This window comes from Virgibacillus natechei (genome assembly GCF_026013645.1).
GTDB classification, from domain to species: Bacteria; Bacillota; Bacilli; order Bacillales; family Amphibacillaceae; genus Virgibacillus_L; species Virgibacillus_L natechei.
The window spans coordinates 1,110,928-1,121,702 of record NZ_CP110224.1; the positions used below are offsets into that span (position 1 = coordinate 1,110,928).

General features: G+C 35.2%; 14 protein-coding genes. 10 read left to right on the forward strand and 4 right to left on the reverse strand.

The genetic code is table 11. The annotated features are described in order from the left end of the window. Positions 1 to 686: 686 nt before the first annotated feature. The 3 genes from OLD84_RS06030 to OLD84_RS06040 form a co-directional block, all read right to left on the reverse strand. Positions 687 to 1,598, reverse strand: a complete 912-nt coding sequence (locus OLD84_RS06030) for a polysaccharide deacetylase family protein (protein ID WP_209463650.1) — start codon at positions 1,596 to 1,598, stop codon at positions 687 to 689. A 235-nt stretch (positions 1,599 to 1,833) separates the two neighbouring features. Then, the gene (locus OLD84_RS06035; protein WP_209463649.1) at positions 1,834 to 2,733 is read right to left on the reverse strand and encodes a polysaccharide deacetylase family protein; all 900 of its coding nucleotides are present in this window, start codon (positions 2,731 to 2,733) and stop codon (positions 1,834 to 1,836) included. A 546-nt stretch (positions 2,734 to 3,279) separates the two neighbouring features. After that, positions 3,280 to 3,852, reverse strand: coding sequence for a beta-class carbonic anhydrase (locus OLD84_RS06040; RefSeq protein WP_209463648.1), 573 nt, complete (start codon positions 3,850 to 3,852; stop codon positions 3,280 to 3,282). Positions 3,853 to 4,224: 372 nt separating this feature from the next. Between OLD84_RS06040 and OLD84_RS06045 the strand changes: the two genes are divergently transcribed. From OLD84_RS06045 to OLD84_RS06065, 5 genes are all read left to right on the forward strand, one after another. Next, entirely contained in the window at positions 4,225 to 4,857 is a 633-nt protein-coding gene (locus OLD84_RS06045; RefSeq protein ID WP_209463647.1) for a ribonuclease H1 domain-containing protein, read from the forward strand. A gap of 479 nt (positions 4,858 to 5,336) precedes the next feature. Then, entirely contained in the window at positions 5,337 to 5,600 is a 264-nt protein-coding gene (locus OLD84_RS06050) for a hypothetical protein (RefSeq protein WP_245301612.1), read from the forward strand. A 95-nt stretch (positions 5,601 to 5,695) separates the two neighbouring features. Further along, the gene (locus tag OLD84_RS06055) at positions 5,696 to 5,875 is read left to right on the forward strand and encodes a hypothetical protein (RefSeq protein WP_209463645.1); all 180 of its coding nucleotides are present in this window, start codon (positions 5,696 to 5,698) and stop codon (positions 5,873 to 5,875) included. 128 nt (positions 5,876 to 6,003) lie between these two features. Next, positions 6,004 to 6,573, forward strand: a complete 570-nt coding sequence (locus OLD84_RS06060; protein ID WP_209463644.1) for an ATP-binding protein — start codon at positions 6,004 to 6,006, stop codon at positions 6,571 to 6,573. A gap of 102 nt (positions 6,574 to 6,675) precedes the next feature. Continuing rightward, a complete protein-coding gene (locus OLD84_RS06065; RefSeq protein WP_209463643.1) occupies positions 6,676 to 6,903 on the forward strand; it encodes a DUF3923 family protein in 228 nt (75 codons plus the stop codon). A gap of 84 nt (positions 6,904 to 6,987) precedes the next feature. Here the strand turns inward: OLD84_RS06065 and OLD84_RS06070 are convergent, their stop codons facing one another. Beyond that, entirely contained in the window at positions 6,988 to 7,125 is a 138-nt protein-coding gene (locus tag OLD84_RS06070; RefSeq protein ID WP_209463642.1) for a sporulation histidine kinase inhibitor Sda, read from the reverse strand. Positions 7,126 to 7,427: 302 nt separating this feature from the next. On the opposite strand from OLD84_RS06070, the gene OLD84_RS06075 reads away from it, so the two are divergent. From OLD84_RS06075 to OLD84_RS06095, 5 genes are all read left to right on the forward strand, one after another. Continuing rightward, positions 7,428 to 7,982 (forward strand): CPBP family intramembrane glutamic endopeptidase, encoded by a 555-nt coding sequence (locus tag OLD84_RS06075; protein ID WP_245301614.1) that lies wholly within the window; start codon positions 7,428 to 7,430, stop codon positions 7,980 to 7,982. 135 nt (positions 7,983 to 8,117) lie between these two features. Then, positions 8,118 to 8,738 (forward strand): NDxxF motif lipoprotein, encoded by a 621-nt coding sequence (locus tag OLD84_RS06080; protein ID WP_209463640.1) that lies wholly within the window; start codon positions 8,118 to 8,120, stop codon positions 8,736 to 8,738. Between the two features lie 193 nt (positions 8,739 to 8,931). Next, a complete protein-coding gene (locus tag OLD84_RS06085; RefSeq protein WP_209463639.1) occupies positions 8,932 to 9,231 on the forward strand; it encodes a DNA-binding protein in 300 nt (99 codons plus the stop codon). 639 nt (positions 9,232 to 9,870) lie between these two features. Continuing rightward, positions 9,871 to 10,026, forward strand: a complete 156-nt coding sequence (locus OLD84_RS06090; protein WP_209463638.1) for a hypothetical protein — start codon at positions 9,871 to 9,873, stop codon at positions 10,024 to 10,026. 198 nt (positions 10,027 to 10,224) lie between these two features. Beyond that, positions 10,225 to 10,725 (forward strand): rhomboid family intramembrane serine protease, encoded by a 501-nt coding sequence (locus tag OLD84_RS06095; protein ID WP_209463637.1) that lies wholly within the window; start codon positions 10,225 to 10,227, stop codon positions 10,723 to 10,725. Positions 10,726 to 10,775 lie beyond the last annotated feature (50 nt).

Below are 10,775 nucleotides of genomic sequence, written 5' to 3' on the forward strand. Positions count from 1 at the left end.
GGATGTAAAAATAAAAAACAATCAAATGAAAGTTTGAGTGAGAGGTTTTATTGATATATTTTCGTTGAAGCAATATTATCTCTCACTGGGTGAGTTTTATTACAGTTTAACGGGCAATCAATCATGAATGAAAACTTCACCAATAATGATGAAACAAAGCTAAGTGTGGAATAATTTTCATCTGAATCTACTCAAGCAATCAGCGTCGTGAATCGAATAATTCCTACCGTGAAGGGGAGAATAATTGCAAAAGTTTTACATTGGTGGAACATGAAATGGAAAGTAAAATAACCGCTTCAGAACTTAATAACCTCAGCAACACCTATCTTGGAAACTCAACGGCTGTCGTGGATTGCTGATATTTATTAAAATAATTGAGGTTACTTTATACTTTGCTAAATATGAGATGAAGGAAGTTGGTAATTTGTTGAGTCAAGCAGGTTACCCGCATTCTGAAGGTTTTACAAATGAGGATTTCACGTATACAGCACGGGCTCTTTGCCTCAATGTGGTGGGAAGTTATCCTTCATTGAGGCAATTTTGTGCCGTGTTATTTGTATCGTCATGGGGTTACAAATCACACCATGCACCAATTTCATAATAGTTGAGTGGCCGAGGTTTTACAAATACGGATAGAATATGTAGCCCCTCTATTGCATTGGTCATAGAGGAGCTACATGCGAACGTTACTTCGCCTCAGGAACTCCAATTAATTCTGGTACCGTAACAAATTCAATACCATCCGCCTGTAATTTGGATATGATTTCATCTAACGCGCGAGCCGTGGATGATAGGTCCTCATCCTCAAAACCAGAATCCCCCGCGTCATGCATGAGAATAATGGATCCTGGCCCTGTGTTGCTTAATACATTATCGATGATTACTTCTGTACTAATTTGTTTCCAGTCTAAGGAATCTACATTCCAACCAACTACTGTGTGATTCATTTCGCCTAATGCTTCTACCAACTCTTCATTCAACATGCCATAGGGAGATCGGAAATGCCTGGGTTGAAATCCGATAACATCTGCAATCGCATCTTCTGTCTCTCTTACTTCCCACTGTAATCGTCCTATCCCTTCTTCCTCTTCTGGCAAGTTAGGGTGCGAATACGTATGATTTCCTATTGCATGGCCTTCTTCATGAATCCGGTTTACAAGATCGGGATGCTCTTCTACTCTTGAGCCTACGAGGAAAAAGGTAGCCGGAACGTCATACTCTTCCAAAACATCTAGTACTTCAGGCGTAAATCGTGGATCTGGTCCATCATCAAATGTTAGGGCGACCCGATCTTCTTCAAGAGTACCACGTAATACTAATATATCAGGGTACAGCCTTTGTAGTTTCTCATTAGAAACAGGATGAGGTTCCCGTACCTCTTCCTCAGTTCCACCTTCAAGCGGGGGTTGATTCTGTACGAAATCAATGTTTTCTTGTTCATTTTGCTCTTCTTGTTGATCCTGCAATGGCGCTGTTTTCGGCTGATCAGGAGTTGCATCTTCATCAGGTGTCGATTGATCGTCTTGTGCACAAGCACTCACGAAAAGAACTAGCGCAGCGATGAAGAATATTTTATATGGTTTTATTTTACAAAGCATTTTAACCTATACCTCCAAATTTTAAAAAATAGTTGTTATAGGCTGTGTAACCTTTGGATAAAACATACAGTATCTGTGTTAGTTAGGAGTTTTAATATGATTAAAACCTCTAATGGAGATTCCAATAGAGGTTTTATCGTAGTTTAATGGGCAGGTTGACTAAATACGCGATGTCCTAGGAATGCGCGTGAATGCTCGTCCCACTCTGAATGAGGTTTTTTATATTAGTTTAGCGTTATTTTTCCTCGGGAATTCCAAGTAACTCTGGAACGGTAACAAATTCAATACCGTCCGCCTGTAATTGCGGAATGATTTCATCTAATGAGCGGGGCGTATCGGATAAGTCCACTTCCTCTGTGTCCACGTCACCTCCATCATGCATGAGAATAATGGATCCTGGAACGGTATTGCTTAACACATTGTCGGATATCTCTTCTACACCAAGCTCTTTCCAGTCCAAGGAATCTACATCCCAGCCGACGACTGAATAATTCATTTCGCCTAATGGTTCTACTAATTCTTCATTTAATGCACCATAGGGTGATCGAAAATGTTTAGGTCTGAAACCAATAATATCGTTAATTACATCTTCTGTATCCTGTACTTCTGACTGCAATCTCTCCACGGCTTCATCCGCTTCTGGTAAATTCGGATGCGTGTACGTATGGTTACCTATTGCATGACCTTCTTCATGAATCCGGGTTGCAAGCTCTGGATTTGCTTCTACTCTTTCTCCCATTAGGAAAAAAGTAGCTTTGACGTCATGTTCTTCTAATTTGTCCAGTACATCTGGCGTAAAGCGAGGATCCGGCCCATCATCAAATGTTAAAGCCACTCGATCGTCATCAGGAGAACCTCGTAAAACTAAAATATCGGGATACTCATCTGCCAACTTCTCATTAGAAACAGGATTCGGTTCCCTGATTATTTTCTCTGGACCCCCATCAAGTTTAGGTGGATCCTGTACGAATTCTTGTTCATCCTCTTGATCGGGTTGGAACTGCATTGGCAGCAAGGTGTTCGGTTGATCATGAATAACATTTGGTTGCGTTTGCTCTTCTTGTCCACATGCGCTTATGAAAAGAAACAGCGCAATGATGCATAAAATGTGATAGCTTCTTATTTTAAATTGCAATTTGACCTATACCTCCCATAGGAACTTAGTTGCTATAGGTTGTGCTGTTTTTGGGATAAACATACAGCATCTTTTCTAGGGGGGACTCATTATGCTTTACTATCTGATAAAAAAGGAAGGATTAGCTCTATGGCTATTCCTTCCAATAAAAACGCTTGTTCATTTATGGCTCTTCACCAAAATCTATGGTTGACAAACTAGGTGTAATTATGAATTATAGTGCCGCTGCGGAAAAACACTACGCTTTCCGTGGGCTTGAGCTCAGCCTTCGACGCACAGGACGTGCTAGTGCAGGTGTTGCGACAGGACGTCGCGAACTTAACCTGCCTCAGAAAAAAGAAGTTCACTTTTTTCCTGTGGGGTCTTCCCACTGCGCATTCCCACAGGACAAGGAAGGCTACGGCAGCATTGCATCGCACGAAGAAAATTGGTCCTGAATTTTCGAGGAGTCTACGTGTTTTTCCTCCGCTAGATAGTCCTATTACCATAATTATTCATTAATTTCAACCATTAATTTTGGTGTTGACCCTCATTTATTTTGCAAAATTATTTTACTGCTGCGTTATTTTCATCTTTCGTAACGACATCTACTTTTCCTGTACCTGGATCAATGACTAATCCGTGGACGTTAACTTCTTTTGGTAGAAGCGGGTGGTTGCGTATGATTGCTACACTTTGTGCGATAGATTCTTCGACGGTATCGAATCCATGGAATTCTTCATGTAAATCTATCCCACCGTGTGAAAGTGTATGTATGGTTTCTTCTGTAATACCGCGGTCTGTCATACCTTTTGTTAACGCCTCTGTATCAACTTGCGACATGCCACAATCATGATGGCCAATGACGATAATCTCTTCTGCTTTTAATTTAAATACTGCAACCAGAATACTTTTCATAATGCTATCAAATGGTTTACGGATTATCGCACCCGCATTTTTTAACATTTTCACATCGCCGTTTTGAATGTTTAAAGCTCTTGGGAGTAATTCGACTAGACGTGATTCCATACAGGTAAATACAACCATTCGCTTATTTGGATAGGTATCTGTTTCATACATCTCATATTTTTTTCCTGCTACAAATTCTCTGTTGTATTCGATCATTTCTTCAAGGGGCATCGAATTCATCTCCTTTTGCGAATTTTTATTGGCAGTAAAGAAAGTATATCCATACTTCTTTCTGCATAAGTGCAACTAAGTCAACTTGCGAAAGGGCTTGGCAAGTTGCCAAGTTTTCTAATACAAACTATACCAGTTTTCTTCTAATTTAGGAAGATTCCTTCACTACACTCCTAGCGATGATAATGTACAAATAGGTTATCAATGCTGGATAGATCCGTGTTATGCTTGAAAGGAGAAAGTAACCCTTTCTGATTGTGACTCTTAAGAATTAATACCACTCTTCATTTTCTTAAAAAAATGAGGTAAGATAAAATGGCTTAGTATGGAGCATTAGTGTCTTATATATATGTTGTTAGTAGGAGGGATGGCATGGCTAAGAAAAAATATTATGTTGTATGGTCAGGGAACAAGACGGGGATCTTTGATACTTGGGAAGAATGTAAAAAACAGGTTCTAGGAGTAAAAGGTGCAAGGTACAAATCCTTCCCTTCAAAAGAGGAAGCAGAAATTGCCTTTAAAAATGGATCTGCTCCAATGAAAAAATCCATTCACAAAAAGGAATCATCAAGTAAGAAGCAGTCAGCAACATTTATTGAAGAAAGTATAAGTGTGGATGCTGCGTGTAGCGGGAACCCAGGAGTCATGGAATATAAGGGGGTTTATACAAAAGACGGAAAAGAGATTTTTCATTTTGGTCCTGTTTCTAATGGCACAAACAATATAGGGGAGTTCCTAGCAATTGTACATGCGCTCGCTTTAATGAAGGAAAAAGATAGTACGTTGCCTGTTTATTCAGATTCCAGAACAGCCATCAGTTGGGTTCGAAAAAAACATGTGAATACAACTATACCAAGGAATGAGTCTACAGAATACTTGTGGAAAGTAATTGACCGCGCGATAACCTGGTTAAACCACAATACATATTCGAATAAAATACTTAAATGGGAAACAAAATTATGGGGGGAGAGTAAAGCTGACTTCGGGCGGAAGACCCCGCGGTAATATCGGGGTAAAACTCCAAAACTATTGATATTAGTTGTCTTACCTAGTTTTACCCTCAAATATAAGGGTAAAACTATTATAACACCAAAAATACACTTTCAAACAGTAACGGATTCAGTTTAGGGAGAGAAAATATAAAATAATATGAAATTCAGGGATACAAATCGCAAATGATTTTAGTATCCTCTTTTTTATACAGTCTTTATTTCAATTTATATAATGAAACAGCATACCAATTAACATACAAATTATCAGATGTACATAAATTTATGTACACTTGTTAATGTGTCTGCCAAAATGCTTGTTATTTTCGATGCTATTTACCGATATAATTAAAGTGTTAATTCGCAAAACCTTAAATGAAATTTCTGATTTTTTAGAGGGAGCGAAGTCATTATGTTACAATGAATATAAAGTATTGGTATACAACAAACGGGCCAGATTGTTGAAAAATTACTAATGGAATGGAGGGTTCAATTTTGAACAAAAGAACAAAAAGTATATTAGGATTCTTATCTATATTGACCGTAATAATAAGTGTAATCTTTTTCTTTATAATTAGAGGACCTAACGCGAATTTGACATTGGGCATTAGCGTGTTTACGGTGCTTTCCGTACTTGGAATTATTTTTGCCATAGTATCTAGAAAACTATGGTTTGTTATAACAGGAATTGTTCTGAATGGTGCAGTGTTGGTTTTCGCATATTTCCTTTTGCTTGCTGTAGGAATTAGTGAACCGTAAAAGATTGTTCCTGAATAGGAGCGCCATTCCGGAATAAAACCTGGTGCCTAATCCTGTGGAAAAGGGCCAGTTAACTTTAAAGGGGGGTTAAAGAAATGAATAAGTATGACCAAAATATCATTGCAATATTTTTCATTGTGATTATCACCTTATTTTTATTTGCATATTGGCTTGATATAAACTTTGGATATGGTCAAATGTTTTTAATTTTAGCTGGAGGATATGGTATATACCTCAACTTTAAAGCAATAAAAAAAGAGCAAAAACCAACGTAAGGAATCTACCGCAAACGGGCGCGATAATGGAACAAGGTTGTGCCTCAAACGGGCCATTTAATGGAACAATTAACAGAATAAAATGGTTAAGTATTCTTGTGAAAATTGTGCGGGAAGGAGGGGAAATTGTGAAAAGGTTAGTGATTATAACAGTTGGTAAGACCCACAGTGGAAAAAGTACTTTTGCAAAGGATTTAGAAAATGAGTTAGATAATTCTTTTGTTATGGACCAAGATAACAATGCTGAATTTATAAATACATATTACAAAAAGTTGCAACCCAAATCGGGACCTAATACTCTTAAACATTCTATCTCAAAGTTAATTGTTGATTATGCTAAAGAACACACTGATTTGCATATTATTGCTAGTAGTGCAAATCGAACTAAAAAAGGGAGAAAGTATTTACTGGAAGAAATTTATCCTAAAGATGAGTTTGTCCGTATCATAGTTCATTTTGATATTCCAGATAAAGTTCTGCATTGGCGAGTTACTAATAGTAAACGTAGTACAGATATATTTAGAGGTGCTTATTCTAATTTTGAGGAAGTGTTATTAAGGCAACAAGCTGAATCTCAATTAGAAGATGTTGTGGATCCAGTGGAAGGGGAATCGGACAGTTTATTCGTAATTAAGGATAACTTAGAGGTTGATTCTGTAATAAAAGAAATTGTTCATATTTCCAAAAGCTATAATTGATTACTTCCCGTTTTACGTCTAGCTATACCAGTAATATTAGAAAGGACAATTCCATTATCGGGCGCTTTTCTGTAATAAAAATCAGTACGGTGGGGTGGGGATATGAAAAAGTTGTGGATTTTTTGGTGGAGTGCTAATGCTTTTTGGATTGTCATTTTTGCTGCAGGTACAGCTTTTGTTTGGCTTCGAGATGTTGATGGTGCTGGTGTTACTCAAACACCTGAGTTAAAATTAGTGGCTTTTATAGTATTATTGGTTGCGTTTATAATTCCACTAATTATTCAGATTGTATGGCTAATTGTTAATTTGAAAAAGGGCAGAGAGAATTAAGTAATCGGGCGAAATAACCGAGTAAATGTCTGCCGCAATAGGGTCATTTCGTGGAATAACTAAAGCCCAATTTATCTCCTTAGATTAAGGGTAAATTGGACTTAATAACAAAGAGCGTTGTTCCATTTCTCTTTTAATTAGCCTAATAAAATCTGGAGCTAAATTTAATGCCTTTGCTTGATGGTAGGCTTCAACTAGCAAATCATCAGATAGGTTATTCATCCTGCACCTAATTTCCTAATCAGTCTTTGTTTATACACCATATCGCTAGGAATTATTTTTCGCAACCCATTTAAGAAAATCCCTTGTTCCGTTATAGGGCCATTTAACAGAATAACTCATTGTGAAAGTGATGGTAATTTGACATAATTGTTATTAAGTTAAATGGCAGAATTGTTCAATAGGAAAAGAGGGGATTTCTGATAGGAGCAAAAACAAATAAGATTTACATTTGGTTATATTTCATAACATTTTACGCTTTATGGTGCATTAGAGAATTATGGTTGGTTCAATATTTGGATTTAATGGATCCGGTTCCAAGGGCATTATTATCAGCTATTATTAAAATAATTATTTGGCTTATTCCTGTATTTTTATTAGTTATAATGGTTGAACAACGCAATCCATTTTCCTATTTAGGGTTACGTCATAACTTGGGAAAAGGGTTAAAATGGGCAGGATGGACATCATTAGCCTTCTTATTATATTTTGTTATTTTAAATCTTGTAGTATTAAAAAAAGAGATTGATTTTAATATTGGATTCAATGAATGGCTTAATACTATTTTATTAGTCGGCATAATTGAAGAAATTGTTTTCAGGGGCTTTCTGTTAAGAAAATTTATTGAATACTTTAACTTCTGGAAAGCAAATATAATTGTCTCATTACTTTTTGTGTCCATTCATTTTCCTATTTGGTTTTATAAAGGATTGTTTGAATACCCTTATATTCTAAACTCCATAATAACGGCTTTTGTTTTGAGTGTTATATTTGGATTTGTATATAAGAAAACTAATTCTCTTTGGTCAGTAATTATCATACATTCTTTGTATAATTTGTTAGTTTCAATATTTTATTAACGGGTGCGATTGTTTAGTAATACATTCAAGAAAATGGCCAATTGTTGAACAATGTAACTTACAAATGGGTTGGGGAGCCCGAATTAAATTAATTTTTTAATATAATGCATTAATTCCAAAGGAGAGGAGATTCTTATGAAAAGGATTTTTGTTGGCTTCTTAATTATATTTATATTAAGCGCGTGTTCCAAAGGAAAAGTTGATACTACTGAAGAGGAAGATGATGAAATTATTGATATGGAGGACGTAGAGGTTCCTAGTGAAATATTTACATCTGAAAAGCAAAATAATAAAATTGACGAAGAAGAAATGAAATTAAGCATAAAAACATATCTAGACAGCCATAACGAATTAGATGAGGCTAGTTATCCATTTCAAGATGCTATGTATGAAGAGAAAGGATTAAATAAAAATGAATTAGAAAAGTTAGCTAAAATTACCGAACTTACTAAAGAAAATGATGAAAATTTTTCTAACTATATCTCAAATAACACTTTGCCTGAAGGTTATCAAGGAGAGTCTGTAAGAATTAGCCAGTACATTACAGCTTACAATGTGCTTCTTTATGAGGTAGATGAAATGTTCAATAATCTTATGGATGACGCAAATAAAGGCGAATTACCAGAAATAAACATTACATCAATAATGAATAAAGCTGATGTGGTGAATGGAAGAGAACAGAAAAAAATAGAAGAGTTTCTTGATGAGAAAAATATTAAAACAAAAGCATTTGGACGGGAAGGTTCAGAAGAATAAGAATGAGTTACTAGAATATCTTATTTTTTTCCAGAATAGGGTGCGATAACCGAATAAATTTGTTAAGCAAAAAGGCCATATTGTTGAAGAAAGTTTTCACGTATTCCTGTAGAATAATAACTAAAAATATGGAGAATTACATCTAAACTAGCGTAGCAAATGAGTTGAAATAAGTTGAATTGGAGGGGATTGAATGGAAATAGAGGTCTCTGGTTTAGGCACTGGTTTAATTTTGTTATCTGTTGGATTAACACTTATGGGATATTTTATAGGAAAAGGTTTGCAGAATTTGGGTCGTTCTGAAAAAGATTATAATTATAATCTTTTTATAAAAGAAAGTGATTTGGAATTTTATTTTAACCTAAATAAAAATGAGATCGAAGAATTATTAAGTAAATATCCTAATGCTCCTAAGATAGAGTTGAAAGGAACAACATATTATCCGTATAAGCAATTTATGGAATGGATTTCTTCAAATGAAACTTACAAATAATGAGTTTATTTAATTATCTGATGTTTAACTGCAATATCTATAGAGATGAACGGTGAAGAACGATCTTCCTTAATCGGGCCATTTTGTTAAATAGACGGGTATCGAAAAAACGTTAAAAGAATTAGATTTAGAAAATATATTAAATGAATCAAGTAAATTTATATATCGGGGTGGGCAAATGAAGAAAGTCTATTACACTTTTAGAGAATGTGGTGGTTTAAGTATAGGATTAACTATTTTAGGTTTGATATCATTTGCTGTTTCAACAGTGTTTTTCTTCATCGGGGGTGGGAAGTGTTAACCAGATCCTGGGCGTCTGCAAGTAGTACCTATTCCATTTAGTGTGTTTTTTTCTTGTTATTAGGGATTGTTTTGTTTCTAATTAACATATGTATTCATAAAATTTGTAAGGACGTAGCAACGCTGTTAAAAGAGATTGAGGATAATAAATCAATGACGGCAAAAGTTAGTAATAACTCTTAATAATTCATTGGATTATTCATTTATCGGGCCATTTAATTGAATAACTCCTTGTGAAAACAACAGGGGGCTGAAATAACTATTATGATAAGGGTAGGATTATGGAAGATTAAGAAAAGGTGTAGAAAAGCATTTCACTGAAAGGAGTGATTATTTAGGTTGGGTATAATAAGACACGAATCATCTTATGGTGCTTACGTTGTTACTGCCTTATTCTCTTTTATTACTTTTAAAACGATTAAAAAAATCGAAGCAAAAAAATTGGAATTGAAAGATGAGATTCAACTGCAAAAGGAATATAAGAATGGTATCTAAACAATCTTATAAGAATTATCTTGTCTTTTAATTTTCTATATGAGGGCGTGATAACCGAAAAAAACATTGCCGTAATCGGGCCAGATTGTTTAACAAAAAATATTGAGCTAATCTACAAAAGGGGTGAGTTCAATTCTCGCAAAAAATATCCCTAATGTTTATACAATACTTATTGTACTTTACGTTGCAGTATTTATATTGGATAAATTAGTATTTAAAGATACTCTTTTGGAATGGGCTGGCGGGAAGAGTTTTAATAATATGCAGGGTAAAGAATGGTATCGAATGCTTACAGGCTCACTTTTCCATCAAAACATATTGCACCTATTAGGTAATGCCTATGGTATATATTTTGTTGGTATTATTCTTGAGGATAAAATTGGGAGTTGGAAATTCCTAGCTATTTATTTAATCGGAAATATAGCTGCCTATATCGTTTATGCTATATTCTCAAACTACACAGAAGGCACTGGAGCGTCTCCAGGAATTTATGCACTTATTGCTTGTATAATTATCTTACACCTGTATAACAGAGATTTTCTTAATTTACAATTTGGCAATTGGCCCGTGAATTATACTTTTGCTTATTTAATATTGGGTAACCTTTATGGGATGGGCGCATTTATTGTACATATACTTGGTTTCAGCTTTGGTATAATTATTACGTTAATACTTTTGATTTTAAGAGTACTTATCTAGCAATTTAGTTCCATAATAGGGCGCGATTGTGGAATAAAAATGTTCAGAAA

Excerpts from the sequence above, each read along its gene's own strand:
- OLD84_RS06030 (WP_209463650.1), bottom strand. The coding sequence starts at position 1,598 with ATGCTTTGTAAAATAAAACCATATAAAATATTCTTCATCGCTGCGCTA.
- OLD84_RS06045 (WP_209463647.1), top strand. The coding sequence starts at position 4,225 with ATGGCTAAGAAAAAATATTATGTTGTATGGTCAGGGAACAAGACGGGG.
- OLD84_RS06065 (WP_209463643.1), top strand. The coding sequence starts at position 6,676 with ATGAAAAAGTTGTGGATTTTTTGGTGGAGTGCTAATGCTTTTTGGATT.
- OLD84_RS06075 (WP_245301614.1), top strand. The coding sequence starts at position 7,428 with ATGGATCCGGTTCCAAGGGCATTATTATCAGCTATTATTAAAATAATT.
- OLD84_RS06080 (WP_209463640.1), top strand. The coding sequence starts at position 8,118 with ATGAAAAGGATTTTTGTTGGCTTCTTAATTATATTTATATTAAGCGCG.
- OLD84_RS06040 (WP_209463648.1), bottom strand. The coding sequence starts at position 3,852 with ATGCCCCTTGAAGAAATGATCGAATACAACAGAGAATTTGTAGCAGGA.
- OLD84_RS06070 (WP_209463642.1), bottom strand. The coding sequence starts at position 7,125 with ATGAATAACCTATCTGATGATTTGCTAGTTGAAGCCTACCATCAAGCA.
- OLD84_RS06085 (WP_209463639.1), top strand. The coding sequence starts at position 8,932 with ATGGAAATAGAGGTCTCTGGTTTAGGCACTGGTTTAATTTTGTTATCT.
- OLD84_RS06055 (WP_209463645.1), top strand. The coding sequence starts at position 5,696 with ATGAATAAGTATGACCAAAATATCATTGCAATATTTTTCATTGTGATT.